Origin of the sequence: Streptomyces sp. NPDC058683 (assembly GCF_042716195.1) — a bacterium.
Lineage (GTDB): Bacteria > Actinomycetota > Actinomycetes > Streptomycetales > Streptomycetaceae > Streptomyces.
Genome location: NZ_JBHXSK010000005.1, coordinates 182,609 through 208,084, shown reverse-complemented (window position 1 = coordinate 208,084; position 25,476 = coordinate 182,609). Strand labels below are relative to the sequence as shown.

At 72.9% G+C, this 25,476-nt stretch carries 24 protein-coding genes, 2 tRNA genes and 1 pseudogene; 16 read left to right on the top strand and 11 right to left on the bottom strand.

What is annotated here, in order from left to right; translation table 11 throughout:
• Nucleotides 1–3 precede the first annotated feature (3 nt).
• The 5 genes from ACFWXC_RS07695 to ACFWXC_RS07675 form a co-directional block, all read right to left on the bottom strand.
• Complete coding sequence (locus ACFWXC_RS07695) at nucleotides 4–1,176, bottom strand: ribonuclease inhibitor (protein ID WP_384474643.1); 1,173 nt, start codon at nucleotides 1,174–1,176, stop codon at nucleotides 4–6.
• Nucleotides 1,173–2,501 carry an SDR family oxidoreductase gene (locus ACFWXC_RS07690; protein WP_384474640.1) on the bottom strand — a complete coding sequence of 443 codons (1,329 nt, stop codon included), beginning with the start codon at nucleotides 2,499–2,501 and terminating at the stop codon, nucleotides 1,173–1,175. Before ACFWXC_RS07690 ends, ACFWXC_RS07695 begins: the two co-directional genes overlap by 4 nt.
• Before the next feature lie 30 nt (nucleotides 2,502–2,531).
• Nucleotides 2,532–2,603, bottom strand: a tRNA-Glu gene (locus tag ACFWXC_RS07685).
• A gap of 11 nt (nucleotides 2,604–2,614) precedes the next feature.
• Nucleotides 2,615–2,686, bottom strand: a tRNA-Gly gene (locus ACFWXC_RS07680).
• Between the two features lie 140 nt (nucleotides 2,687–2,826).
• Entirely contained in the window at nucleotides 2,827–3,120 is a 294-nt protein-coding gene (locus ACFWXC_RS07675) for a WhiB family transcriptional regulator (protein ID WP_351743610.1), read from the bottom strand.
• 219 nt (nucleotides 3,121–3,339) lie between these two features.
• On the opposite strand from ACFWXC_RS07675, the gene ACFWXC_RS07670 reads away from it, so the two are divergent.
• On the top strand, nucleotides 3,340–4,128 hold the full coding sequence (locus ACFWXC_RS07670) for a VOC family protein (RefSeq protein ID WP_384474637.1): 789 nt from the start codon (nucleotides 3,340–3,342) through the stop codon (nucleotides 4,126–4,128).
• A 12-nt stretch (nucleotides 4,129–4,140) separates the two neighbouring features.
• On the opposite strand, the gene ACFWXC_RS07665 is transcribed toward ACFWXC_RS07670, so the two are convergent.
• From ACFWXC_RS07665 to ACFWXC_RS07655, 3 genes are all read right to left on the bottom strand, one after another.
• A complete protein-coding gene (locus ACFWXC_RS07665) occupies nucleotides 4,141–5,178 on the bottom strand; it encodes a LacI family DNA-binding transcriptional regulator (protein ID WP_384474634.1) in 1,038 nt (345 codons plus the stop codon).
• Nucleotides 5,179–5,298: 120 nt separating this feature from the next.
• Nucleotides 5,299–6,318 carry a non-homologous end-joining DNA ligase gene (ligD, locus tag ACFWXC_RS07660; protein ID WP_384474631.1) on the bottom strand — a complete coding sequence of 340 codons (1,020 nt, stop codon included), beginning with the start codon at nucleotides 6,316–6,318 and terminating at the stop codon, nucleotides 5,299–5,301.
• Nucleotides 6,319–6,358: 40 nt separating this feature from the next.
• The gene (locus ACFWXC_RS07655; protein WP_384474628.1) at nucleotides 6,359–6,805 is read right to left on the bottom strand and encodes a hypothetical protein; all 447 of its coding nucleotides are present in this window, start codon (nucleotides 6,803–6,805) and stop codon (nucleotides 6,359–6,361) included.
• Between ACFWXC_RS07655 and ACFWXC_RS07650 the strand changes: the two genes are divergently transcribed.
• Together ACFWXC_RS07650 and ACFWXC_RS07645 are read left to right on the top strand one after the other, a co-directional pair.
• On the top strand, nucleotides 6,784–7,848 hold the full coding sequence (locus ACFWXC_RS07650) for an ATP-dependent DNA ligase (protein WP_384474625.1): 1,065 nt from the start codon (nucleotides 6,784–6,786) through the stop codon (nucleotides 7,846–7,848). The genes ACFWXC_RS07655 and ACFWXC_RS07650 overlap by 22 nt on opposite strands.
• Nucleotides 7,849–7,970: 122 nt before the next feature.
• Nucleotides 7,971–8,945: a DUF3048 domain-containing protein gene (locus tag ACFWXC_RS07645; RefSeq protein WP_384474622.1), complete on the top strand. Its 975-nt coding sequence runs from the start codon at nucleotides 7,971–7,973 to the stop codon at nucleotides 8,943–8,945.
• Here ACFWXC_RS07645 and ACFWXC_RS07640 read toward each other — a convergent pair.
• Nucleotides 8,942–9,406 (bottom strand): MarR family transcriptional regulator, encoded by a 465-nt coding sequence (locus tag ACFWXC_RS07640; protein WP_362573389.1) that lies wholly within the window; start codon nucleotides 9,404–9,406, stop codon nucleotides 8,942–8,944. The two genes, ACFWXC_RS07645 and ACFWXC_RS07640, sit on opposite strands and share 4 nt — an antisense overlap.
• A gap of 187 nt (nucleotides 9,407–9,593) precedes the next feature.
• Between ACFWXC_RS07640 and ACFWXC_RS07635 the strand changes: the two genes are divergently transcribed.
• From ACFWXC_RS07635 to ACFWXC_RS07600, 8 genes and pseudogenes are all read left to right on the top strand, one after another.
• Nucleotides 9,594–10,349: a CoA transferase subunit A gene (locus ACFWXC_RS07635; protein WP_384474619.1), complete on the top strand. Its 756-nt coding sequence runs from the start codon at nucleotides 9,594–9,596 to the stop codon at nucleotides 10,347–10,349.
• On the top strand, nucleotides 10,349–10,993 hold the full coding sequence (locus ACFWXC_RS07630; RefSeq protein ID WP_384474616.1) for a CoA transferase subunit B: 645 nt from the start codon (nucleotides 10,349–10,351) through the stop codon (nucleotides 10,991–10,993). Before ACFWXC_RS07635 ends, ACFWXC_RS07630 begins: the two co-directional genes overlap by 1 nt.
• Before the next feature lie 48 nt (nucleotides 10,994–11,041).
• Nucleotides 11,042–11,350: pseudogene (locus ACFWXC_RS07625) on the top strand (3-oxoadipyl-CoA thiolase); the annotation flags it as partial.
• Between the two features lie 112 nt (nucleotides 11,351–11,462).
• Nucleotides 11,463–12,236 (top strand): protocatechuate 3,4-dioxygenase subunit beta, encoded by a 774-nt coding sequence (gene pcaH / locus ACFWXC_RS07620; RefSeq protein WP_384474613.1) that lies wholly within the window; start codon nucleotides 11,463–11,465, stop codon nucleotides 12,234–12,236.
• Between the two features lie 6 nt (nucleotides 12,237–12,242).
• Complete coding sequence (pcaG, locus tag ACFWXC_RS07615) at nucleotides 12,243–12,845, top strand: protocatechuate 3,4-dioxygenase subunit alpha (RefSeq protein ID WP_384474611.1); 603 nt, start codon at nucleotides 12,243–12,245, stop codon at nucleotides 12,843–12,845.
• On the top strand, nucleotides 12,842–14,209 hold the full coding sequence (gene pcaB / locus ACFWXC_RS07610; protein ID WP_384474608.1) for a 3-carboxy-cis,cis-muconate cycloisomerase: 1,368 nt from the start codon (nucleotides 12,842–12,844) through the stop codon (nucleotides 14,207–14,209). Before pcaG ends, pcaB begins: the two co-directional genes overlap by 4 nt.
• The gene (gene pcaD / locus ACFWXC_RS07605) at nucleotides 14,206–15,324 is read left to right on the top strand and encodes a 3-oxoadipate enol-lactonase (RefSeq protein WP_384474605.1); all 1,119 of its coding nucleotides are present in this window, start codon (nucleotides 14,206–14,208) and stop codon (nucleotides 15,322–15,324) included. Before pcaB ends, pcaD begins: the two co-directional genes overlap by 4 nt.
• Nucleotides 15,325–15,388: 64 nt before the next feature.
• Nucleotides 15,389–16,180 carry an SDR family NAD(P)-dependent oxidoreductase gene (locus tag ACFWXC_RS07600; RefSeq protein ID WP_384474602.1) on the top strand — a complete coding sequence of 264 codons (792 nt, stop codon included), beginning with the start codon at nucleotides 15,389–15,391 and terminating at the stop codon, nucleotides 16,178–16,180.
• Between the two features lie 71 nt (nucleotides 16,181–16,251).
• Here the strand turns inward: ACFWXC_RS07600 and ACFWXC_RS07595 are convergent, their stop codons facing one another.
• A complete protein-coding gene (locus ACFWXC_RS07595) occupies nucleotides 16,252–18,933 on the bottom strand; it encodes an ATP-binding protein (protein WP_384474599.1) in 2,682 nt (893 codons plus the stop codon).
• 181 nt (nucleotides 18,934–19,114) lie between these two features.
• On the opposite strand from ACFWXC_RS07595, the gene ACFWXC_RS07590 reads away from it, so the two are divergent.
• From ACFWXC_RS07590 to ACFWXC_RS07580, 3 genes are all read left to right on the top strand, one after another.
• Nucleotides 19,115–20,395 (top strand): MFS transporter, encoded by a 1,281-nt coding sequence (locus ACFWXC_RS07590; protein WP_384474596.1) that lies wholly within the window; start codon nucleotides 19,115–19,117, stop codon nucleotides 20,393–20,395.
• Nucleotides 20,396–20,398: 3 nt separating this feature from the next.
• On the top strand, nucleotides 20,399–21,541 hold the full coding sequence (locus tag ACFWXC_RS07585; RefSeq protein ID WP_384474593.1) for an anhydro-N-acetylmuramic acid kinase: 1,143 nt from the start codon (nucleotides 20,399–20,401) through the stop codon (nucleotides 21,539–21,541).
• Nucleotides 21,542–21,625: 84 nt separating this feature from the next.
• On the top strand, nucleotides 21,626–22,696 hold the full coding sequence (locus ACFWXC_RS07580) for a DUF2510 domain-containing protein (protein WP_384474590.1): 1,071 nt from the start codon (nucleotides 21,626–21,628) through the stop codon (nucleotides 22,694–22,696).
• A 147-nt stretch (nucleotides 22,697–22,843) separates the two neighbouring features.
• Here the strand turns inward: ACFWXC_RS07580 and ACFWXC_RS07575 are convergent, their stop codons facing one another.
• Nucleotides 22,844–23,458 (bottom strand): TetR/AcrR family transcriptional regulator C-terminal ligand-binding domain-containing protein, encoded by a 615-nt coding sequence (locus ACFWXC_RS07575; protein WP_384474587.1) that lies wholly within the window; start codon nucleotides 23,456–23,458, stop codon nucleotides 22,844–22,846.
• 235 nt (nucleotides 23,459–23,693) lie between these two features.
• Between ACFWXC_RS07575 and ACFWXC_RS07570 the strand changes: the two genes are divergently transcribed.
• Both ACFWXC_RS07570 and ACFWXC_RS07565 read left to right on the top strand, forming a co-directional pair.
• Nucleotides 23,694–24,488 carry a phosphatase PAP2 family protein gene (locus ACFWXC_RS07570; protein ID WP_384474584.1) on the top strand — a complete coding sequence of 265 codons (795 nt, stop codon included), beginning with the start codon at nucleotides 23,694–23,696 and terminating at the stop codon, nucleotides 24,486–24,488.
• Nucleotides 24,485–25,444: a hypothetical protein gene (locus ACFWXC_RS07565; RefSeq protein WP_384474581.1), complete on the top strand. Its 960-nt coding sequence runs from the start codon at nucleotides 24,485–24,487 to the stop codon at nucleotides 25,442–25,444. The genes ACFWXC_RS07570 and ACFWXC_RS07565 overlap by 4 nt, the downstream gene beginning before the upstream one ends.
• Nucleotides 25,445–25,476: the final 32 nt, after the last annotated feature.

Genomic DNA, 25,476 nt, shown 5'->3' with positions numbered 1-25,476 from the left:
GGGTCAGCCCTCCGGCGGTGCCGTCCGGTGCACACTGCGTACGGCGGCGACGTCGGCGGGGAGCGTCGGTGCCGGGATGTGGGCGCTGAGGTCGTCCAGACGGCGTTTGACGCTGGCGGCGATGCCGGCGCCGAGGCGGTAGCGGGTGGCCGTGCCGGCCTGGGCCGCGTGGTCGAGGAGGCGGTGGGCCTCGCGGCTGCGCATGCCGGTGTGGGTCAGGACGAGATGGGCGAGGCGGTGCTCGGTGCCGGCGAGGGCCTGCCCGATGGTGTCGGCGGCGGCCAGGTCCAGCCGGTTGTCCGGCGCCGCGAGGACGGCGGCCGCGCGGACCCGCCCGAGGTCGAGCAAAGTGACCCCGGCCGAGGCCGCCGCCGTCACCAGGCGGGCGGCGGCCGAGGGACCGATGCCGTTGCTGGCGGCGGAGAGGCGGGCCAGCCGCCCGTACGGGGCCCGGTCCAGGGCGTCGGCCAGCAGCAGCGCACCCGCGTCGCCCAGCCGGGCCGCGGACACGTACAGTTCGTCGACCGCGCCCCCGGCGACGACGGCGGCCAGCGCCCGGGCACCGGCCTCGCCCAGCGGGTTGCCGCCGACGAAGAGCCGCTCGATCCGGCGCCCGCCGTCGGCGGCCACCAGCAGCGCGTCGGCCAGCACCGCCGCTCCGGCCGGGTCGAGCCCGGTCTGCACGAGGTCGAGGGTGCGCAGGGAGCGCGCGGACTCGACGAGTTCGGCGGCGGCCCGCCCGCCTCCGCTGCCCAGCGGGTTCCGCTTCAGCCAGACGCCGGTGACGATCTGGGGAGAGGCGCGTAGCTGGTCGGCGATCCGGCAGGCGCCGCCCGCCGTGATGCCGTTGCAGCCGAGGTAGAGCGTCTCGACCTCGGCACCGGCCCCGGCCACCGCGGCGGCGCCCTCGTCGCCGAGCGCGTCCGTGCCCAGCAGCAGATGCCGTACCGGAGTGGGGCCTTCGCCCAGGGCGTCGGCGATCAGGGCGGCGCCCGCCGCGCCGACGCCCTGCTTGCACAGGTCGAGGCGGCCGTCCGGCAGCGCGGTGCCGGCCGGGAAGTCCAGCCGCTCCCCCGCCGGGCGCCCGGCCCGCAACCAGTCGAGCAGCGGGGCGAGTTCGGCGGCCGGGCGCGGCACGATGTGCGGCACCCCGGCGAACGTCGGCTCCTCGCTCACCACGCGGCCTCCCGGTAGTCCTTCAGGAACACCCCGGACACCGGGTCGCCGGCCTCGCCGCGCACGATCGGGTCGTAGACGCGGGCCGCCCCGTCGACGATGTCGAGGGGGGTACGGAAGCCCGCGCCCGCCGTCCGGGCCTTCTTCGGCGCCGGGTTCTCGTCGGTGATCCAGCCGGTGTCGACCGCACACATGTGGACGCCCTGCTCGGCGAGTTCGGCGGCGCTGGTGCGGGTGAGCATGTTGAGGGCGGCCTTGGCCATGTTGGTGTGCGGGTGGCCTGCCATCTTGTTGCGGACGGCGAAGCGGCCCTCGACGGCGGTCACGTTGACCACGTACCGGCGCGGGTGCGGCGAGGCCAGCAGCAGCGGCAGCAGCCGGTCGCAGAGCAGGGCCGGGGCCAGGGCGTTGACGAGCTGGGTCTCCAGGACCTCGGCCGGGTCCAGGCCGCCGAGCCGGGCCGACCAGGAGTTCTCCGGAGAGGGGTCGGGCAGCAGACCCGCCTCGTCGGCCTCCCGCAGCGCGACGGGCAGGTATCCGGCTCCGTTCGCCGGCGTGCGCAGCGGCGTGAACCCGGGGGCCCGCCGGGCGCCCGGGGGCAGCGCGGCGCGCTCCCCGGAGGCCAGCAGCGCGTAGGACTCGGGCGGTCTGCGCACGGTCTGGGCCGCGTTGTTGACGAGGATGTCCAGCGGCTCGCCCTCCTGCCGCAACTCCTCGCACAGGCCGAGCACTTGGCGTGGGTCGCGCAGGTCGACGGCGAGCACGGCCAGCCGGTCCAGCCATTTCGCGCTGCCGGGGGCGGCTTCGAAGCGGCGCACGGTGTCGTGCGGGAAGCGGGAGGTGACCAGGACCTCGGCGCCGTCGCGCAGCATCATCTGCGCCAGCTGGAAGCCGATCTTCACCCGGCCGCCGGTGAGCAGCACCCGGCGGCCGCTCAGGTCGGTGCTCAGGGAGCGGCGGGCGGTGTTGTCCGCGGCGCAGCCGGGGCAGAGCCGGTGGTAGAAGGGGTCGACCTGTCGATAGGGCGACTTGCAGACGTAGCAGGTGCGCGGCCTGCGGAAGACGCCACCGGCGCCGGGCACGGCCAGTGGCGCGTCCTCGCGGCGGTCCAGGGCGCCGGTCGCGGTCGCGGCCATCGCCGCGGCGTCCGCCGTCGACACCTCGGTGCCGCGTTCCTTGCGGCGGCGCAGCCGTCCGTCGCGGGCGAAGGAGGCGGCGACCTGCTCGGCGCGCAGCCGCACCGGGTCGTCGACGGGCAGCGCCCGCAGCTTCCCCACCACGTCGTGGAAGGCCGCCAGTTCCGCCTCGGTGATCGCCTCGCTCATCCGTCCCGCCGCCCCGTGTCCGTCGTACCGTGGTCCCGGCCGGATTCGAACCGGCGTATCCACCTTGAGAGGGTGGCGAGTCTGCCTCTGCTCTACGGGACCTCGTCACACGGCCCGGACGACCGGATTCGAACCGGCGTGTCCGCCTTGGCAAGGCGGTGCGTCTGCCTCTGCGCTACGCCCGGCCGCGTCCCGGGATCGTAACCGGGCACGGCGAGGGACCGTACACATTTTCCGGGGCGGCCGTGGTCCGGCTCTTCCGGGGCGGTCATGATCGGGCATTTCCGGGGCGGCCGTGTGTCAGCTCTTCCGGAGCGGTCCTGGGTCAGCGGGAGGCGCGCCGGAGTTCCAGCCGCTCCTTCTCGGACAGGCCGCCCCAGACGCCGAAGCGTTCGTCGTTGTCGAGGGCGTACTCCAGGCAGGCCGAACGCATCTCGCACATACCGCAGATGCGCTTCGCCTCGCGCACCGAGCTGCCCGGCTCGGGGAAGAAGAAGTCCGCCCCGGTCTGCGCGCACAGCGCCTGCGCATGCCAGACCGGGACGGGCGTGCGGGGTGGGATGGTGGTGTCGAAGTGCATGGCCAGGATCGTGCCAAGCGGCGAAAAACGTTCGATCAACGCCCGCTCAACGCATTCGCGACGGACCACCGCAGCCTCGATCATGCGCGACGGCACCACGCCTGCGCACGGCGGCGCGCGCAACGGAATCAAAACCCGGCGAGCATGTCAGGTGACCCACGGTAACCGGGTTCCGGTGGGCGCGCTCCGCAGCGATTGTCAGTGGGCGGTGGAAGACTCGGCTCTGCAATGCACGGGACCCTTCCGAGGAGGGCGAAGATGCTCACCACCCGTTTCGTCAACGGCGCTCCCAACTGGATCGACCTCGGCACCCCCGAGATCGACGGCGCCGTCTCCTTCTACAACGGCCTCTTCGGCTGGCAGTTCCAGTCGGCGGGGCCCGACGCCGGCGGTTACGGATTCTTCCAACTGGACGGCAGGACCGTCGCCGGCGGTATGCAGACCACTCCCGAACAGGGACCGCCGAGCTGGACCGTGTACTTCCAGAGCGAGGACGCGCAGGCCACCGCCAAGACCGCCGAGCAGGCGCACGGCAGCGTCCTCGCCCAGCCGATGGACGTGATGGGCCAGGGTCACCTGGCGATCCTCGCCGACCAGGCGGGCGTGCCCTTCGGCATCTGGCAGCCCGGGCTGACCAAGGGCGTGGACATCGCGGGCGATCCGGGTTCGCTGTGCTGGGTCGAGCTGTACACCCCGGACATCGCGGCGGCCGCCGCTTTCTACCACAAGGTGCTCGGTCTGGAGACCTCCGGAGTGCCCTTCCCCGGCGGCACCTACACCTGTGTCAACCCGGCGGACGGCGACGACGACTCGATGTTCGGCGGGGTGGTCCCGCTGGCCGAGGACCCGGCCGAGGCCCAGATCGGCGCGTACTGGCTGCCGTACTTCGAGGTCGAGGACCCGGACGCGGTGGTGGAGAAGGCGCAGCAGACCGGTGGCAAGGTGCGGATGCCGGCGACCACGCTGGAGGGTGTGGGCCGGATGGCCAAGCTGGCCGACCCGTACGGCGCCCGGTTCGCGGTGATCAAGGGCGAGCAGCAGGGCTGAGGCGGAGGCGGCCTAGGCGGTGGCGCGCCGTACCAGTGTCGTGGGCAGGATGACGCTGGTCGGCGAGCCCGTCGCCGGGTTGCCCCGGGTCAGGGAGCCCAGCAGGAGCCGGGCCATCAACCGGCCCATCTCCTCGATGTCCTGACGGACCGTCGTCAGTGACGGCTCGGTCTCTTCGGTGACGGGCAGGACGTCGTCGAAGCCGATCACGGCCACGTCCTCGGGCACCCGGCGGCCGCGCTCACGCAGGACGCGCAGGGCGCCGAGCGCGGTGAGGTCGTTGGCCGCGAACACGGCGTCGACGTCCGGGCAGCGGTCGAGGAGTTCGCCCATGGCGCGCTCGCCGCCGGCCGGAGTGAAGTCGCTCGGCACGACCAGCCGTGGATCGGCCTCTCCCAGGACGGCCATGACGTCCCGGTAACCCTGGAGGCGGTCGGCGGCCGACGTCTGGTCCAGGGGGCCGGTGATATGGGCGATCCGGGTCCGGCCGAGGCCGGCGAGATGCCGTACGGCGTCCCGGGCGCCGCCCCGGTTGTCGCAGTCGACGTACACGGCGCTGTCGGTGCCGTCGCTCCAGCCGGGCCGTCCGCCGAACACGGTGGGGACTCCGGCGCCCTCGATCAGGCCGGGCAGCGGATCGTCGAGATGGAGCGAGAAGACGAGCGCGCCGTCGACATGCCCGCCGGCGAGATAGCGGGCCACGCGTGCGTGGTCGTCCCGCCCCTCGGTGAGCAGCAGCACGAGCTGGTTGTCGTGAGCGGTCAACTCCTTGCTGATGCCTCGTAGTTGGAGGGCGAAGAAGGGGTCGGTGAAGATCCGGGTCTCGGGTTCGGCGATGACGACGGCGACCGCGTCGTGCCGTTTGGTCACCAGGCTGCGGGCCGCCTGGTTGGGGACGTAACCGAGTTCCTCGACCGCTTTCCGGACCCGCTCGACGAGCGGTTCGCGCACCCCGTCCCCGCCGTTGACCACCCGTGACACGGTGGCCCGGGACACCCCGGCCCGCGCGGCCACGGCCTCCAGTGTGGGGCGCGACACTGCCTCGGACACCTCGGCCCTCCTCGTCGGCGGCTGGCGATCAGCATAGCCCCGGGCGGGAGGGGCGCCGGGAGCGCTCTCCGGGGCGGGACAGCCTGCCGCCGGGCCGGGCGCTCGCCCCGAGTCCGGTCGTCAGGAGGGCTGTTCCGGCCGTGCGCGGCTCGGCTGGACGCGTTTGGGCTCACCCGGCATCTTCGGGTACTCGGGCGGATACGGCAGGTCGCCGAGGCCGTGTTCGTGTTCGTCGCGGCGGGCGAGTTCCAGCAGGGCGTCCAGGGAGTAGGCGTGGTCGTCCATGTCGGCGTGCACATCGCCGGCTTCGGCGAAGCGGGCCGGCATCGTGACGAGGTCGAAGTCGCCCGGCTGGACCTCGTCGACCTCCTCCCAGCGCAGCGGCGCGGAGACCGGGGCGTTCGGGCGGGGCCGCAGGGAGTAGGCGGAGGCGATGGTGCGGTCCCGGGCGGTCTGGTTGTAGTCGACGAAGATGCGCTCGCCGCGCTCCTCCTTCCACCACTTGATCGTCACCTGGTCCGGCATCCGGCGTTCCAGCTCGCGGCCCACGGCGATCGCGGCGCGCCGGACCTGGGTGAAGGTCCAGCGGGGTTCGATGGGCACGAAGACATGCAGCCCCCGGCCGCCGGAGGTCTTGGGCCAGCCGCGCAGCCCGCCGAACTCGTCCAGGACGGCGCGCAGTTCGTGGGCGGCGCGGACGGCGTCGGCGAAGTCGGTGCCGGGCTGCGGATCGAGGTCGATACGGAGTTCGTCGGGACGGTCCACGTCGGCGCGGCGCACCGGCCAGGGGTGGAAGGTGAGGGTGCCGTACTGGGCGGCCCACACCACGGCGGCCTCCTCCGTGGGGCACATCTCGTCGGCGGTGCGGCCGCTGGGGAAGGTGATGTGGGCGGTGGGGATCCAGTCGGGCATGCCCTTGGGCGCGCGCTTCTGGTAGAACCACTCGCCCTCGACGCCGTCGGGGTAGCGCTGGAGGGTGGTGGGGCGGTCGCGCAGGGCGCGCAGGATGCCGGGCGCCACGGCCGCGTAGTAGCGGGCGACGTCCAGCTTGGTGAATCCGCGCTCCGGGAAGAACACCTTGCCGGGGCTGGACAGCCGTACGGTCCGGCCGGCCACCTCCAGTTCCACCGCATCAGCCATGCGGCCACCGTAGGCGCACCGCCCGCACCTCGCACATCGGTTACGCCCGGGGCACGGACCAGGTGACGGCGGGCCTGCGCCGGACGTCGTAGACGATCCGGTCGGGACGGCTGCCCTTGGCCATGCCGAACGTGAGCTTCCCGCGCAGACAGCCGCCCGGTCGCACGGTGCCCGCCGAGACGGGACAGACCGGCGCCGGTATGCCGTATCCCCTGAGGCCGAGTGGCTTGACCTCGGTGCCGTCCTCGAGCCGGAGGGTCCAGGGGGACTGCGCGACGATGACGTCGGTGCTGTCGGCGTCGGCGCACGTCGTCACCTCCAGCACGGCCCACTCGGGGTCGGAAAAGTCGGCGAGGTTGGTGGGGAGGTGCACACCCTTGACGGGCTGGGTGTAGCTGACGGCGGTCGTGGTGGGGGCGTGCCGCGCGACGAGCGGGCGCCGAGGTCCGCTCGTAGAGTCGTGGCATGGATCTGCCGGTGATGCCACCCGTGAAGCCGATGCTCGCCAAGTCGGTGGCGACGATCCCGCCGGACATGCAGTACGAGGCGAAGTGGGACGGCTTTCGCGCGATCGTGTTCCGGGACGGTGCCGAGGTGGAGCTGGGCAGTCGCACCGGGAAGCCGTTGACCAGGTACTTTCCCGAGCTGGTGGCGGCGCTGAAGGAGCGGGTGCCCGAGCGGTGCGTGCTGGACGGGGAGATCGTGATCGCACGGGAGGGCCGGCTGGACTTCGACGCGCTGACCGAGCGGATCCATCCGGCGGACTCCCGGGTGCGCACCCTCGCGGAGCGGACGCCCGCCTCCTTCGTCGCCTTCGACCTGCTGGCACTGGCCGACGAGTCGCTGCTGGACGTTCCGCTGACCGACCGCCGCGCCCTGCTCACCACGGCGCTGGCCGGGGTCACCCCACCGGTGCACGTGGCACCGGCGACGACCGATGTGGACGTGGCCCGGCGGTGGTTCGAGCAGTACGAGGGGGCCGGCCTCGACGGGGTCATCGCCAAGCCGCTCACCCTGCGCTATCTCCAGGACGAGCGAGCCATGTTCAAGGTCAAGCACGAGCGGACCGCCGATGTCGTGGTGGCGGGCTACCGCTTCCACAAGAGCGGCCCGGTGGTCGGCTCGCTGCTGCTGGGTCTGTACGACGACCGGGGCGCCCTCCAGCATGTGGGCGTCTCGGCCGCGTTCCCGATGAAACGGCGGGCCGAGCTGATCGAGGAACTGGAGCCGCTGCGCATGGACGACGTCTCCGGGCACCCCTGGGCGGCCTGGGCGGAGGAGGCCGCCCACGAGTCGGCCCGGCTGCCCGGCGCGCCGAGCCGCTGGTCGGGCAAGAAGGACCTGTCCTGGGTGCCGCTACGGCCGGAGCGGGTGGCCGAGGTGGCGTACGACCACATGGAGAACGGCGCCCGCTTCCGCCACACGGCCCGCTTCCGCCGCTGGCGCCCGGACCGCACACCGGAGAGCTGCACCTACGCCCAGCTGGAGGAACCCGTGCGGTATGACCTCGCGGAGATCCTGGGGTCGTAGCCCCGACGCGCCCTCCCCCTGGCCGGTCGTTCATCGGCACGGGATCGGTTTCGACCGGGTATGGCCACCGATGAGTCGATGAGCACACAATCAAGGGGACGAACGGGGTGGCAACGGTGGGCATGCGACACGGGGCGCCGACGCGCCGGACCGCACTGAAGGCGGTGCTGGCCGCGGCCGTGCTGACGGCCTCCCTCACGGCCGGCTGCACCCGGCACGGCGCCTCGGACGACGGCCGGGCACCGCAGGGCAGCCAGGCACCGGACGGGCAGCACACCGCCGGCACCGGCTCCGTACTGGCCGTGAAGATCGACAACGTCGCCGCGGCCCGCCCCCAGACCGGGCTGGATTCCGCCGACGTGGTGTACGCGGAGCAGGTGGAGGGCGGGCTCAGCCGGCTGATGGCGGTGTACGCCACCCGGCTCCCCGAGGTCGTCGGCCCGGTGCGCAGCGCCCGGGAGTCGGACCTGGAACTGCTGCGCCAGTTCGACCGGCCGACGCTCGCCTTCTCCGGTGCCCAGCGCAAGCTGCTCCCCCTGATCGACCGGGCACCGCTGCGGCCGGAGACCCCCGACGCGGCGTCCGACGCCTACTACCGGGGCAGCGACAAGCCGGCCCCGCACAACCTGTATCTCCGCCCCGCGAAGCTGATGGCCGGCGTACCCGGCAAGGCGGCGCTCACCACCGGCTTCCGCTACGGCCCGGCCCCGGCCGGCGGCACGGTCACCGCCACCCGCACCGTGCGGTATCCGGCGGCCCGCTTCACCTTCACCTGGTCCGCCGACGAGAAGCGCTGGCTGGTGTCGATGGACGGCACCCCGGCCCGGACCACGGCCGGGAAGCGGGTGGCGGCCGCGACGGTCGTGGTGCAGCACGTGCGGATACGCACGTCCAGGTATCACGACGTGCTCGGCAACTACACGCCGTTCACCGAGACGGTGGGGTCGGGCAAGGCCGAAGTGCTGCGGGACGGGCGGTCGTTCGAGGCCACCTGGACGCGGCGGGAGGCCACGGACGGTACGACGTTCACCGGTCCGGACGGCAGCCCGGTGGACTTCGCCGAGGGGCAGGTGTGGGTGGTGTTCGCCAAGGCCTAGGCCTGCGGGACGAGGGGCTCCGTGGGATTGCGCAGCCCCTCCGCCGCGTCCGAGACCCGGCGGATCAGATCGAAGAACTGGGTCTGCTCCTCGGCGGAGAGCGGGGCCAGGAAGACCTGGTTCATCCGGGCGGTGCGCACGGTGAGCTTGCGGTGGGTGCGCAGCCCGTCGTCGGTGAGGCGCAGCAGGAAGCGGCGGCCGTCCTGCGGGTCGCGCACCTTGTCGACCAGCCCGCGCCGGCCGAGCCGGCTGATGACCTCGGCGATGGTCGACCGGTCCAGCCCCACCCGCTCCCCCACCGTGCGCTGGTCCAGCCCCGGCTCGGCGACGAGCGCGTTCAGGACGGCGAACTGCGGCGAGGTGATCTCCTCCGAGACCATCGTGTTCCACAGCAGGTAGTGGGCCTGCTGAAGCCGCCGGGCCAGGTGCCCGGGGTGGGTGGTGAGGTCCACCGCGGCCATGTGTGCCCCCAAGATCTGAATTGGTTGGTGCACTGAACGATACCCATGGTCACCGCATCCTGTCAGTACACCCGTCTGCCGTCATCCCAGCTCTTGACGGGTGCCAACACCAGTGGCAGCGTGAAAGATGTCTCGCTGAAATACTCAGTGCCCTGATTAATTACCTGATCGAGATGGGGCTTCACGGATGGACAAGGTGGTCGCCACGGCCGGGGAGGCGGTGGCCGATGTGCCGGAGGGCGCGTCGCTGGCGGTGGGCGGGTTCGGACTGAGCGGTGTGCCCAACGTACTGATCGGGGCGTTGTACGAGCGCGGGGTGGGCGGCCTGTCGGTGGTCTCGAACAACTGCGGGGCGATGGACACGGGGCTCGCGGTGCTGCTGGCGGCGGGCCGGATCGCCCGGGTGACCGGCTCGTACATCGGGGCGAACAAGGAGTTCGCGCGGCAGTACCTGGCGGGCGAGCTGGAGGTGGAGCTGATCCCGCAGGGCACCCTCGCCGAGCGGCTGCGCGCGGGCGGCGCCGGGATCCCCGCCTTCTACACCCCGGCCGGGGTGGGCACGCAGGTCGCGGAGGGCGGGCTGCCCTGGCGCTACGACGGCTCCGGCGGCGTCGCCCTGGCCTCGCCGGCGAAGGAGGTCCGGGCGTTCGACGGCACCGAGTACGTCCTGGAGCGCGGGATCCGTACGGACTTCGCGCTGGTGCGGGCCGCGAAGGGCGACCGGCACGGGAACCTGGTCTTCAACAGATCCACCCGGAACTTCAACCCGCTCGCCGCGATGGCCGGCAAGGTCACGATCGCGGAGGTGGAAGAACTGGTGGAGCCCGGTGAGATCGACCCGGACGCGGTGCACCTGCCGGGGATCTTCGTGCAGCGGGTCGTCGCGCTGACGGCGGAGCAGGCGGCGGACAAGAAGATCGAGCAGCGGACGGTGAGCAGCTGATGGCCTGGACGCGCGAGGAGATGGCCGCGCGGGCGGCCCGCGAGCTGAGGGACGGGCAGTACGTCAATCTCGGCATCGGCCTGCCCACGCTCATCCCGAACCACCTGCCCGAGGGCGTGGAGGTGATCCTGGAGTCGGAGAACGGCATCCTGGGCACCGGGCCGTACCCCACCGAGGACGCCGTCGACCCGGATCTGATCAACGCGGGCAAGGAGACGGTGACCGTCCTGCCCGGGGCTTCCTTCTTCGACTCGGCCCTGTCGTTCTCGATGATCCGCGGCGGGCACATCGATGTCGCGGTGCTGGGCGCGATGCAGGTCTCCGCGGGCGGTGATCTGGCGAACTGGGCGATCCCGGGGAAGCTGGTCACCGGGATCGGCGGCGCGATGGACCTCGTCCACGGCGCCCGCACAGTCATCGTCGTCATGGCACACACCGCGAAGGACGGCTCGCCGAAGATCCTCACCGAGTGCGCGCTGCCGCTGACCGGCAAGGCCTGCGTCGACCGGATCATCACCGACCTGGGCGTCCTGGACGTCACCGACGACGGGCTCGTCCTCGTCGAGACCGCGCCCGGGGTCGGCGTCGAGGAGATCGTCGCCAAGACCGACGCGAAACTCACTGTCCCGGAGGGTCTGCTGTGAACACGGTGTACATCGTCGACGCGGTACGGACGCCGGTCGGCCGTGCCGGCGCCCGTCGAAGCGGTGCAGCGTGCGCTGCGCAAGGCCGGCAAGGGGTTCGGCGATCTGTCGGTTCTCGAGTTGAACGAGGCGTTCGTGGCGCAGGTGCTCGGATGTGTCGCCGAGTGGCCGGAGTTCGACCCGGCCGTTCTCAATCCGCAGGGCGGGGCCATTGCGTTGGGGCATCCGTTGGGTGCGTCGGGGGCGCGGCTGGCAGGGACTGTGGCGCATCAGCTTGCGCGGCGCGGGTCGGGTACCGGCGTTGCCACCCTGTGCATCGGCGTCGGGCAAGGGCTCGCGCTTGTTCTTGAGCGGTAGACGGGCCGTGCGCAGCTGCGGGTTGCGTCGTGGCTGGTCGCGCCCACGCGGCGGAGCCGCACACCGATACAGCCCCGTGCCCCTGTCGGGGCGCTTACAGCTAGGACTTCTCATGACACTCACCCAAGCCGACATCGACCTTGAAATCGCCGCCAAGCACTCCGCCTACGAAAAGCGCGTCGCCGAAGGCGCTCCCGTCGAGCATCATCCCCGCCGGGACTACGCCCCCTACCGTTCCTCCGTCCTCCGGCACCCGAAACAACCCCTGGTCGCCATCGACACCAGTAAGGATCCGGAGCTGGTGGAGTTGCACTCGCCCGCCTTCGGGGAGCGGGACATCACCGAGATCGACCATGATCTGACCCGGCAGCACACGGGTGAGCCGGTCGGTGAGCGGATCACCGTCTCCGGGCGGCTGCTCGACCGGGACGGCCGGCCGATCCGGGGGCAGCTGATCGAGATCTGGCAGGCCAACTCGGCGGGCCGCTACGCGCACCGGCGCGAACAGCACGACGCCCCGCTGGACCCGAACTTCACGGGTGTCGGACGTACGATCTCCGACGCCGACGGCGGTTACCGCTTCACCACCATCCAGCCGGGGCCCTACCCCTGGCGCAACCACGTCAACGCGTGGCGTCCGGCGCACATCCACTTCTCGATGTTCGGTACGGCGTTCACCCAGCGGCTCGTGACGCAGATGTACTTCCCGAGCGACCCGCTGTTCCCGTACGACCCGATCATCCAGTCCGTGACGGACGACGCGGCCCGGCAGCGCCTGGTCGCGACCTACGACCACAGCCTGTCCGTGCCGGAGTTCTCGATGGGCTACCACTGGGACATCGTGCTGGACGGCCCGCACGCCACCTGGCTCGAAGAAGGGCGCTGAGCTGCCATGACGAAGATCGACACGAGCAGCCCGGAGCAGGTGCTGCCCACCCCGTCGCACACGGTCGGCCCGTTCTACGGCTACGCGCTGCCGTTCCGCGGCGGCGAGGAGATCGCACCCCTCGGCCATCCGGACACGATCACGGTCCACGGGTACGTCCTCGACGGCGAGGGCAACCCGCTGCCGGACGCGTTCGTGGAGCTGTGGGGCGCCGACCCGGACGGGAACGTGTCCACGACCGACGGCTCGATCCGGCGCGACCCCGCGACCGGCGACCACCTCGGCCGCAACGGCGTGGAGTTCACCGGCTGGGGCCGGATCCAGACGGATGCCGGCGGGCACTGGTACGCGCGGACGCTGCGGCCCGGCGCCCGCGGCGACAGCGCGCCCTACGTCAGCGTGTGCGTCTTCGCACGCGGCCTGCTCATGCACCTGTTCACCCGGATCTATCTGCCCGGCGACGACGCCGCGCTCAGCGCCGACCCGCTGCTCACCCGGGTGGGCGAGCGGCGCGACACGCTGATCGCCGCCGACGAGGGCCGGGGGACCTACCGTTTCGACATCCGTCTTCAGGGCGAGGGCGAAACGGTCTTCCTGGAGTTCCAGTGACTCCCCCACCCTCCGGGCGGGAGGTGCCCCCAGTGGGTTACGGCGGCGGTGACGCCGGGCTGCTCGGTCCCGGGTGGGCCGGGTCCGCCGCCGCGTCCGCGACCGGGGACGGCGCCTGGCTGCGTGCGCTCCTCGACGCGGAGGCGGCCCTCACCCGCGCCCAGGCCGCCCTGGGGCTGGCCCCGGCCGAGGCCGCGGCGGCCGTGACCGAGGCGGCCGATCCGGACCGCTTCGACGTCGGCGCCCTCGCGGAGCGCGCCCGCGCCGGCGGCAACCCGGTCATCCCGCTGGTCGCCGATCTGACGAAGGCGGTCGGCGCGGAGTACGGGCCGTACGTGCACCGGGGCGCCACCAGCCAGGACATCATGGACACGGCGACGATGCTGGTCGCCGCCCGCACCCTGGACCTGGTCCTCGCCGACCTCGGGCGTACCGAGCAGGCGCTGGCCCGGTCGGCCGCCGAGCACCGTGACACCCCGATGCCGGGCCGTACGCTCACCCAGCACGCCGTACCGACGACCTTCGGGCTGAAGGCGGCCGGCTGGCGTTCGCTGGTCCTCGACGCCCGGGACCGCACGGCCCGGGTCCGGGAGTCCCTGCCCGTGCAACTCGGTGGTGCGGCAGGCACGTTGGCGGCCCTCGGCGCGTACGGCGCGGCACACGCCGAAGAGCTGCCGGAGGCGTACGCACGGGAACTCGCGCTGACCGCACCCCTGTTGCCGTGGCACACCCTGCGTACGCCCGTCGCCGATCTCGCCGGGTGTCTCGCCTTCACGGCCGGGGCGCTGGGCAAGGTCGCCGTGGATGTGCTGACGCTGTCCCGTACCGAGATCGGTGAGCTCTCCGAGGGCAGCGGGGGCGGTTCGTCGGCGATGCCGCACAAGGCGAACCCCGTGCGGTCCACGCTCGTCGCGGCCGCCGCCCGGCGGGCCCCGCAGCTCGCGGCGGTCCTGTACGGCTGCCTGGTCGCCGAGGACGAGCGGCCGGCCGGCGCCTGGCATGCCGAGTGGGAGCCGTTGCGGGACCTGCTGCGCGCCGTCGGGGGCGCGGCCCGGGACACGGCGGAGCTGGCGGAGGGGCTGCGGGTGCATCCGGAGGCGATGCGCCGGAACCTGGATCTCACCCGTGGGCTGATCGTCTCCGAGCGGCTGTCCGCCGAACTGGCCCCCGTGCTCGGCCGGCCCCGGGCGAAGGAACTGCTCACCGAACTCGCCCGCCGTACCGGCACCGAGCGGCGTACGCTGCGTGAACTGCTCTCCGAGGAAACCGAGTTGAAGGACATCGACCTCGACGACCTGACCGACCCGGCCCGCTACACCGGCTCCGCCGGCACCCTCACCGACCGTGCACTGGAGCGACGTTGATCGAGAACCTGCTCAACCACCGTGCCGAAGGCCCCACTTCCGCTCCCCCGCTGCTGCTCGGGCCGTCGCTCGGCACCTCGTACGCGCTGTGGGACGCGGTGGCGCCCGAACTGTCGGCCGGCCACCGGGTGGTGCGCTGGAACCTGCCGGGGCACGGCGGTGCGGCGCCCGGTCTGATCAAGGCGGGGGCGACCATCGGTGACCTCGCCGACCTGGTGCTCGCGCTCGCCGACTCGCTCGGCATCGAGCGGTTCGGGTATGCCGGGGTGTCGCTGGGCGGCGCGGTCGGGCTGCACCTGGCCGTCCACCACCCGGACCGGCTGGAGAGCCTGGCCGTGATCTGCTCCTCCGCCCACTTCAACGGCTCCAAGCCCTGGGAGGAGCGGGCCGAGCGGGTGCGCCGGGAGGGCGTGCGGTGGCTCGCGGAGAACGCGGGCACCCGCTGGTTCACGCCCGGCTTCACCGTGCCGCGCCTCGTCGAGGACCAGCGGACCGTGGACCCGGAGGCGTACGCCGCCTGCTGCGACGCGCTGGCCGCCTTCGACCTGCGGGACCGGCTGGGCGAGATCGCCGTACGCACCCTGCTGATCGCGGGCCGTCAGGACCCCGCGACCCCGCCGCCGCATCTGCGGGAGATCGCGGACGCGGTACCGGCGTCCACGCTGGTCGAGCTGCCGGGCGCCTCCCACCTGGCGCCGGCGCAGTGTCCCGAGGCCGTCCTCACCGCGCTCCGCTCGCACCTGGACGGCGGCGCCAGGCGGGGCATGGCGGTGCGCCGGGAGGTGCTGGGCGACCCGCACGTCGACCGGGCACAGGCCCGCCAGACGCCGTTCACGGCCCGCTTCCAGGACTTCATCTCACGCTACGCCTGGGGCGAGATCTGGACCGACCCCACCCTCTCCCGCCGCGAACGCAGCATGATCACCCTCACCGCGCTGGTCGCAGGCGGCCACTACGACGAGCTGGCCATGCATGTACGGGCCGCCCGGCGCAACGGGCTCACACCGGAGGAGATCGGCGCGGTACTGCTGCAGACGGCCGTGTACTGCGGGGTTCCGGCGGCGAACTCGGCGTTCGCGACGGCCCAGCGGGTTCTTGCCGAGGAGGAAGGGTGACCCTGGCAGTCGTAGCCCCAGCAGGATCAGGCATCCGGTAGCGGCCCGTGCCTACGCTGGAAGCATGTCCACCATTCTGATCACCGGTGCCACCTCCGGGCTCGGCCGGTATGTCGCCTTCGAACTGGTCCGCTCCGGCCATGTCGTCCTCGCGCACGGCCGGGATCCGGGCCGTACCGAGGCGCTGGTCGAGGAGCTGCGCACCGAGGGCGACGCGGAGGGCTTCGTCGCGGACCTGGCCTCGCTGGCACAGGTCCGCGAGCTGGGCGCGCGGGTCGCCGACGCGCGTCCCGACCTGGACGTACTGATCAACAACGCGGGCGTCGGCGCCGGTACGCCCGGTTCGGGGCGCGAACTGAGCGCCGACGGCCACGAACTGCGCCTGGCCGTCAACTACCTGGCCCCGGTGACCCTGACCCGCGCCCTGCTGCCGGTCCTGCGCGCCGACGCCCCGGCCCGGATCGTCAACGTGGGCTCGGCCGGCCAGGAGCCCCTGGACTTCGACGACCCCGAGTTCACCCGCGGCTACCAGGGCTTCGCGGCCTACTGCCGAGCCAAGTTCGCCCTGGCGGCCCACACCTTCACCCTGGCGGAGGAGCTGGCGGGCACGGGGGTCTCGGTGAACGTCCTGCACCCGGCGACTTTCATGGACACGGCGATGGTGCGGGAGGGTGGGGTGGCGCCTTGGAGCACGGTGGCCGACGGCGCGCCAGGCGTCCTCGCCCTGGCAACGGGGGACTTGGGGACGGGGGGTTACTTCGACGGCACGAATCCCGCCAGGGCGCACGCGGGGGCGTACGACAGGGATGTACAGAAACGTCTCTCAGCAGTCACTGATCAACTCCTGTCCCTGTAGCACCCCTTCTTTTGGGGGCGCGGGGAACTGCGCGACAAGCCCCCACGCGCCCGCAGCCCGCAACGCACCGGTCAACGCAACCCCCTTCCCGTATCGAGAACTTCCCGCGCCTGAGAAACCAAACCGTCCGCCCCGCACGACCGCGCCAACGCCAGCCCCCGGTTCAACTCGGCCACCGACCGCGCGGCGATCCCGTACTCCACCCGCGCCGCCGCATGCTCGTACTGGCACGGCGACGCCTCCAGGTAGGCCACCGCCTGCGAGGCGAGCCGCACCTGCCGCTGCCCGGTCTCCAGCGCGGCGGCGCACCGCAGGGCCTCGCCGATCGCCGTGTCCGTGCCGAACCGCTCGGCCTGCCGCCGCGCGTCCGCCGACAGCTGCGCCGCCCGCGCCGGGTCCTCGCCCGCGAGGGCCCGGGCGAGGTCGAGCGCCCAGGGCACCACCACCGGGTTGAAGTGGCCGCGCGCGGCGGCCGCCTTCTCCGCGGCCTCCAGTTCGTTGACGGCCTCCTTCGTGCGGCCGACGGCGAGCAGCAGCCGGCCGCGCACGGACCGCGGGTCCGGCATCACGATCGTGGAGGGGTACGGCGGTGCGAAACCGTACTGCTCGGCCGTCTCCCAGGCCTGCTGGACATGGCCGCGGGCCAGCAGCGTGTCGACCAGGTTGCAGGTGGCGGTCCAGTACAGGGGCAGTCTGCGGCCGACCCGCTCGGCGATCCGCAAGGACTCCCGCAGGGATGTCTCCGCGTCCCGCAGCCGGCCGCGCCTGCGGTGCCCGAGGCCCACATAGGCGTGGGCGAGGGCGAGATGGCCGCCGCTCCAGCCGGAGGACTCGTAGGCGCGCAGGGCCTCGTTGTAGAGGCTCTCCGCGCGGTCGAGGCGGTCGGTGTAGACGTAGGCGTTGGCGAGCATCAGCAGCAGCTCGATGCCCCACTCGGTGTCGGTCCAGCCGAGTCCGGGAGCGAGCCGGCCGTTGACGAGGGCGCGGTCGCACAGTTCCACGACCTCTTCGGCGCTCTCCCCCTGGATGAGGAGGTCGAAGCCGCGCAGCATCAGCAGGGCGCGCTCGGAGTTGTCGCGGCCGGTGCAGGTGTCGGCGAGCTCCCCGAGGCGTTCGGAGCGGTGCGGGGAGACGGCCTCGCCGGCGATGCCCTCCCACATGAACTGGACGGCCTGGAGCCGGAGTCTGGCGGGGCCCTCCTCGTGCCGGGCGGCCTCCGCCTCGACCGTGCGGACGGCTTCCTCCAGCTGGTCGTTGTGGAGGAGGGCCTGGGAGAGGCGGAAGACGGCGTCGACGCGTTCGGCGCCGCCGAGGCCGGGCATGCCGAGTGCGCTGCGCAGGTGGCCGATGGTGACGGCGGGCTTGGTGAGCAGGGTGGCGCAGCCCAGTTCGTAGAGCACGCGCGCGTGGACCTCGGGTACGGGCGGTTCCAGCAGGGCGCGTTCGAGGCAGCGGCGGGCCGCGTCCGGGGCGCCGACGGCGAGGTGTTCCTTGGCCGCGTCCCGCAGCTGCTGGACGAGTTCCTCGTCGTCGTCCGGATGCACCTTCAGCAGATGGCGGGAGGCGTCGGCGATGCCCCGGCCGTCGTCGATGACGATCTGGGCGGCGATGCCGTGCATGGCGGTGCACATCGCCGGCGGGATCGAGTTGTAGACGGCGCTGGCGATCAGCGGGTGGACGAACTCCAGGTCACCGGTGTGGGAGCGGGAGCCTGCCGGGTCGGGCACGGTGAGGATACGGGCGCTGCGCAGCAGTTCGGCGCAGCGCTCGGCGTCCTCCACGGTCATGGTGGCGAGCTGGGCGACCAGGTCGACGGAGATGCCGGTGCCGAGGATGGCGGCGGCCCAGGCGAACCGGGTGGCGTCGATACCGAGGCCTTCGAGGCGGGTGACGAGTCCGCCGCCGCGGGCCGACCGGTTGAGCGCGCGCAGTTCGCCGGCCCGGGCCTCGACGGGTTCGACCTCGCTGTCCTGGACCTTGGCGAGGAGTTCGACGGTCTCGTAGGGGTTGCCGCCGGTGACGGCCCAGACCTCGCGGCAGAACGGGGCGTCGGCGTGCGCGCCGAGGGTGGCGAGGGTGAGTCCGGCGGTGGCGTCCGGGGTGAGGGCGCTGAGATTGTGCACGGGGTTCGTGGCCGCGGCGGCCACGGTGTCGAGGTAGCGGGCGCTGTCGCCACTGACGTCGCCGGGGCGGCGGGCGACCAGGACGAGCACGGACAGGTCGTCGAGGCGCTCCACGAAGGCGGCGAGCCAGGCCAGGGTCTCCTGGTCGACCCAGTGCGCGTCGTCGATCAGCAGCACCAGCGGCCAGTCCCGTCTGGCCAGCCGGCGGACGGCGGCGACCAGGCCGTCGCAGACGCCCTGCGGGTCGGCCTGGCGCTCACCGGGGTCGGTTATGCCCAGGGCGGGGCCGGCGATGTCGTACCAGTCGCCGAGGTACTCCCGGGCCTCGTCGGGGTGCAGGGAGACCAGGGCCGGCTGGAGCAGCTGCCGTACCACGTTGAAGGGAACGCTGCGCAGGGTCTCGCCGCCGCGGGTGGCCCAGACGGTGCAGCCGCGGCGCTTGGCGATACGGCGGGTCTCGGCCAGCAGCGCGGTCTTGCCGAGTCCGGCCTCGCCGCGCAGGACCAGCAGGTTTCCGGAGGTGGACCGGTCGGCGCACAGGACGTCGAGTGCCTCGGTGATGGCGGCGATCTCCGCGTCGCGCTCCCAGAGCGGAGCAGAGGAGTCCTCCGGGGGTAGTTCCTCCGTCATCCCGTTGCCTCCCCAAGTCGCCCGAACGACGTACAGACCACGAGCGTAGCCGTCCTGTTGGCTGTCCGGAGGCGGGTCCGGGCTGCTGTTGCCGTGACGGGTGAAAGCGGCTGCGGCGGGTCGACGCGTGACGGCCCCGACCTGCCGCTGTCGAGCGAACGGACCGTCAACGGGCGTGGAAATGAAGCTGGTTTTCGAAGATCGGGCGGCACCGGAGCGGAATCGACCCCTCCGGGCGCTTGCGGCGGGCTCGGTGGGCAACTTCATCGAGTGGTACGAGTTCGGTGTCTACGGCTATTTCGCGACGGTCGTCGCCGAGCGGTTCTTCACCCCGGCGGGCGGCAGCGCGGCCGAGGGGCTGGTGCGCACCTATGCCTCGTTCGGGCTGGCGTTCTTCTTCCGTCCGCTGGGCGCGGCCCTGTTCGGCCGGCTGGCCGACCGGCTCGGCCGGCGGCCGGTGCTGATTCTCGTGGTCGCGCTGATGACGGGTGCCACGGCGCTCATCGGCCTGCTGCCGACGTATGCGCAGGCCGGCGCGCTCGCGCCGTGGCTGCTGACGTTCCTGAGGGCTGTTCAGGGACTCTCCGCCGGCGGGGAGTTCGGGGGCGCGGTGGCGATGCTGACCGAGTTCGCGCCACCGGGGCGGCGGGGGCTTTACGGGGCCTGGCAGTCGTTCACGGTGGCGCTGGGGCTGCTGGGCGGGGCGGGCGTGGCGGCCGGGCTCGCCTCCGTGCTGACGGAAAGTCAGCTCCATGCGTGGGGCTGGCGGTTGCCGTTCCTGCTGGCGCTGCCCCTGGGCGCGCTGGCGCTGTGGCTGCGGGTGGGGCTGGACGAGACGCCGGAGTTCCGGGAGCCGGACGTGCGGGGGGTGCGGGCGGCGCGGGTGTCCGTCGGGGCGATCGCGTCGGCCGTCGGGCGGGTGATGGGCTGGTCGGCGGCCGGGTACACCTTCCTGGTCGTGCTGCCGTCGTACCTCCAGACCGCGCTGCACACCGGCTTCCGTACGGCCCTGCTGGCGACCGTGGTGGCGAACCTGGGTTTCGCGGCGGCGATCCTCCCGGCGGGGCTGCTCAGCGACCGGATCGGGCGCCGGCCGGTGATGCTGGCGGGCGCCGCTCTCGTGGTCGCGCTGGCCCTGCCGCTGCTCGGCCTCCTCCAGGACGGCGGGGCGTCCGCCGGGGTGAAGGGCGCGGCCCTGTTCGGTGCGGGCGCGGTGGTGGGGCTGATGGCCGGACCGGGGCCCGCGCTGCTGGCCGAGATGTTCCCGGCGCGCGCCCGCTGTACGGGCCTGGGACTCGCCTACGCCCTGTCCAATGCCGTGTTCTCGGGCTGTGCGGGCCTCATCATCACGGAGGCGGTGAAGCGCACCGGGAACCTGGACGTTCCCGGCTACTACGCGGCGGCGGCCTGCGCGGTCAGCGTGCTCGCGCTGATACGGTCACGCGAGACGAAGGCGGGTTGAGCGGTGCTGGTGATCGGTCTGATGTCCGGGACGTCGTACGACGCGGTCGACGCGGCCGCCGCCGAGCTGCGCCTGGCCGGCGACACGCTGCTGCTGAAGCCGCTGGGGCTGGTGAGCACGCCCTACGACGACGAGCTGCGCGAGGCTCTCGCGGGCGCGCTGCCGCCGGCCGCCGTGCCGCTGGCGCGGGTGTGTCTGCTGGACACCCGGATCGGGCAGGCGTTCGCGGCGGCGGCGGTCCGGGCCAACCGTGACCTGTGCGGCGGACGGGCCGAGTTGGTGGCCTCGCACGGGCAGACGGTCTTCCACTGGGTGGCGGACGGCCGGGTGCACGGGACGCTGCAGCTCGGGCAGCCGGCCTGGATCGCGGAGGCGACGGGGCTGCCGGTGGTCGCCGACTTCCGCCCGCGGGACGTGGCCGCCGGGGGCCAGGGTGCGCCCCTGGTGAGCCTGGTCGACCTGCTGTGGCTGCGCGGCCGGCCGGGCACGCCGGTGGCGCTGAACATCGGGGGGATCGCCAACCTCACCGCGCCGGACGGCACGGCCTTCGACACCGGGCCCGGGTGCGCGCTGCTGGACGCGGCGGCCCGGGAGTCGACCGGCGGCCGGCAGGCGTACGACGTGGACGGGGCGCTGGCGGCGCGCGGCCGGCCGGACCGGCCCCTGCTGGAGCGGTTGCTGGCGGACCCGTACTACGCACTGCCCGCGCCGAAGACGACCGGCAAGGAGCTGTTCCACGCCGGGTACTGGCGAGCGCCGGAGGGTATGGCGGCCGAGGACGCGCTGGCGACGCTCACCGAACTGACGGCCCGGACGGTGGCGGACGCGGTCCGCGGCGTCGGGGCCACGGAGGTGATCGCCTCGGGCGGCGGCACCCGCAACCCGGTTCTGATGCGGCTGCTCCGCGGCCTGCTGCCCAACACCCCCGTCCGCGCCTCCGACGAACTCGGTCTGCCCTCGGCCGCGAAGGAGGCCTACGCCTTCGCGGTCCTCGGCTTCCTCACCGCCCACGGCCTCCCGGGCACCGCCCCGACCGCCACCGGCGCCCGCCGTCCGAGCGTCCTGGGCTCCCTGACCCCGGGGCGGGACGGTCTGCGCCTGCCACCACGGGCTCCGAACCCGCCGGCGCGACTACGGATCGAATGAAAAAACCAAGTGCGGTGGATCGGCTCATCCGAAAGTCGCCGGTCCTCTCATCCGACTTTCACCGATGCCTCATACGGTGGGGGCATGACGCAGGTGACTCCCCCCGGGTGGTACCCCGACCCCGGGCAGACAAGTGACGGTCCGGCCACTGAGCGCTGGTGGGACGGCAAGACGTGGACGGAGCAGACCCGCCCCGCCGGGTCGGGTGCCGACTGGGGTCCCCCGACGGCGCAGGCGGCCGACGCGCCCCACCAGGCATACCCGGCCTATCCGGGGTATCCGGGAACGGGGTATCCGGGGTATCCGGCGCCGCCGGCCGCCGGGAAGCGCGGGCTGCGCACCGGCGTGGCCGTCGGTGTCGCCGTGGCGGTCCTCGCCGCCATCGGGGTGGGCGCATGGGCGCTCTCCGGCGACGGCGGCGACAACGGCGGCGGCCAGGCCACCCAGCAGGGTTCGGGCGGTCAGAGCGGCGGTTCCGGCCAGGGCGGGCCCGAGGGGCAGAACGGCGGGCAGGGCTTCCCGTTCGGCGGGTCGGGCGGCTCGGGGTCCGGCGGCGGCTCGGGCTCGGGCGGTTCCGACGGCGGTGCGTCGCCGTCGCCCGGCCAGTCCGAGGCTCCGAAGATCGAGGGCGGCGGCACGGTGTCGGACTCCATCAACGCCATCGGCATTCCGGTGCCGAAGGGCTGGACCGGGCAGGCGATCACGGTCGGCGCCCAGATCACCTCCGACAACTCCTACAAATGCCCCGGAGACACCTCCCAGACGTGCACCGCCGGCGGCGCCTACTCGGCGCCCGCGCTGGTGCTGGGCACCAAGGGCGACACCGCCGAGGAGGTCGCCAAGGCGGACATCTCGGCCAACGCCACGGAGTCGTACGGCGGCAAGACCTACGGCTCGATCACCTCGCACGAGGTGCTGGCCTCCAAGGCCGTCACCGTGGCCGGGCAGAAGGGCTATCTGGTCCGCTGGAAGGCGGTGACCAGCAAGGGTGCCGACGGTTACGTCGAGTCGCTGGCCTTCCCGTCGCCCTCGAACGCCCAGCAGATCGTGGTGGTCCGGTTCGGTGTCGACGTCGGCCAGGACCAGTCGGTGATCGACACCATCACCAAGGGCATAAAGGTGTCCTCCGGCGGCGGCGACGGCCAGACCGTCTGACCCGCCCCGGAACGCCGATCGGCCGGGTGGAGCGCCCCTCCGCTCAAAGGGGAGCCCCACCCGGCCGGGGGGTGCGCGCCGCCCCCGTCCCCACGGTGCGGCGCGAGCAGGTCACCGTCCAGTCATCCCGTGGACGGCGGCCTGGGTCTAGGTCAGTCCGAGTGCGGGCAGCGCCACGGCCTCCACGAAACGGACGAGATAGTCGGCGTCGGCGTACTCGCCGGTGAGCACGGGCCGTACCCGCAGGACGCCGAACATCATGGCGGGCACATAGTCGAGCGCCGGATGGCCCTCGGGCACCTCGCCGCGCTCGACACCGCGGTGCAGGATCTCCTGGAGCGCGGCGATCTCGGGTTCGACGAGCGCCTCGCGCAGTGCCTGCGCCAGTTCCTCGTCCGAGTGCATCGCGTGCCCCAGCGCCTGGAGCAGCTTGGTGTCCTTACGGGTCCAGGCGCCCGCGGCCCGCGCCACCTCGCGCAGGTCCTCGGCGAGTGAGCCGGTGTCGACGCCGCCGAAGCGTACCTCGCGGCTGGCCCGCAGCGCGGCCGCGACGAACTGCGGCTTGGTCTTCCACTGCCGGTAGAGCGTGGACTTGCTGCACCGGGTGCTGGAGGCGACCCCTTCCATGGTCACGGAGTCGTAGCCGCATTCGCGGATCTGTTCGAGCACGGCATCGAAGAACTCCCGCTCACGCTCCGGCGTGATCTTGGAGCGGCGCGAGGCGACGACCGTCTCCGGTCCGTCCGCGGCCTGCGACGTCATGTGCCCTACTCCTCACTCGCGCATCACTTACGGATCATCTGGTCCCCGCCCCCCGTTCGGTCCGGGCGGAAACCTACAACCAGTGTGGCCTACGTCTATCGATACGCCACTGTACCGGTACACGACCGTATCGGTACAGTGGCGTATCGGTACGCTTTCGTATCGATGAGTATCGGTGAGTTCGGGCCACCGCCCGGGACTCGGCACAGCACCACCGTCAGTGAGGGGGCCTGGGATGAGATCCCAGTCCGAGCCGGCAGCAGCGGAGCCGGGGGCGATAGCCCGGCCACCGCTGGTCCGTGAGCTCCTGCTCGTCGCAGGACTCTTCCTCGTCTACAAATTCGGGCGGCAACTGGCCACCGGCCATACCGCCGAGGCCCTGCACAACGCCCACCGGATCTGGGACCTGGAACGGACGCTGCACCTGCCGTCGGAGGTCGACGTGCAGTCCGCACTGCTGCACGGCGACACCCTCGTCCACCTGGCCAACACCTACTACGCCACGGTTCATTTCCCGGCCACGCTGGCCTTCCTGGTCTGGCTCTACCTGAAGCGGCCCGCGCACTACGTCTGGGCCCGCCGGGTCCTCGCCGTGGTCACCGCCGCCGCACTGGTGCTCCCCTTCACGTTCCCGCTGGCACCGCCGCGGATGCTGGCCGCCACCGGCCTCGTCGACACGGCCCGGGTGTACGGCCCCTCCGTCTACGGCCCGCCCGCCAGGGACCACCTCTCCAACCAGTTCGCGGCGATGCCCTCGCTGCACTTCGGCTGGGCCCTGATGGTGGCGATCGGCCTGATCGTCGCGACCCGCTCCCGGTGGCGCTGGCTGTGGCTGCTGCACCCGGCGATCACCCTGCTGGTGATCGTGGGCACCGCGAACCACTACTGGCTGGACGCGATCGTCGCCACCGCGATGCTCGGCGCCGCCCTCGCCCTGATCCACCCGCCGCACCGCACGGCCACCACGGCCGGACGCGGCACCCGCCGGCTCGTGTCCGAGGAGCCCGCACTGGTAGGGGCGGGCCGATGAGCACCGCGGCCCTGATCGCCGTCCTCCTCTCCCTGGTCTCGGCCGTCGCCTACGCGGCCGCCGCGGTCGCCCAGGAGCGGCTCGCGTCGAGGAACTCCGGCGCCGGTCTGGTACGACTGCTCGGCTCCAGTGCCTGGTGGGCGGCGGTCGGCCTCAACGCGGGCGCCGCACTCCTGCACGTCGTGGCCCTCAAGTACGGCCCCCTCACCCTCGTACAGCCGCTGGGCGCACTCACCCTGGTCGCGGCCGTGCCGATGGGCGCGCGGGTGGCCGGGCGCCGGGTCAGCGCGACGGAGTGGCGGGGCACGGCCCTGACCCTGCTCGGTCTCGGAGCCCTGCTGATCACGGCCTCCGGCCCCGCACCCCATCGGGTGCTGAGCCTCACCGAAGCCCTCACGGTGGCCGGTACGACCGCCGCCCTGATCGGCGCCCTGTCCCGCCCCGGCACCCGGCCGGGCCTGCGGCACGCGACCGCGTCCGGCTTCGCCTCGGGCGTCGCCTCGGCCCTCACCCAGACGGTGACGGTGGCGGCGACGGACCGCTCGGGTCCGGTCCTGAGCGTCCAGGTGATCGTGGTGGCGCTCCTGGTGGCCTCGTTCGCGGTGGGCGGCCTGCTGCTCTCCCAGATGGCCTACCGAGGCGGCCTGGGCGGCCCGCTCGCGGTGGTCACCCTGTCCAACCCGGTGGCGGCGGCGGTCATCGGCCTGACCCTGCTGGGGCAGGGCCTGCAAGGCGGCGCGGCGGGCATCCTGCTCGCCCTGGCGGGCGCGGGCCTCGCCTCCTGGGGCGTGGTCCTGCTGACCCGGGTGACCCCGCCGACGCCACTGGTCGAACTCGAACCGGACGAGGAACACCCGGTGGCCGCGGTTCTGGCCCTGGAGTCGGCACGGGTCGCGGCGGAGCAGGCACTGCTGCCCCGCCAGAAGCCGGAGACCGGACACCTCACGGCCCACTGAGAACGCAGCGCCCGTCACATGTGAAGCGCCCC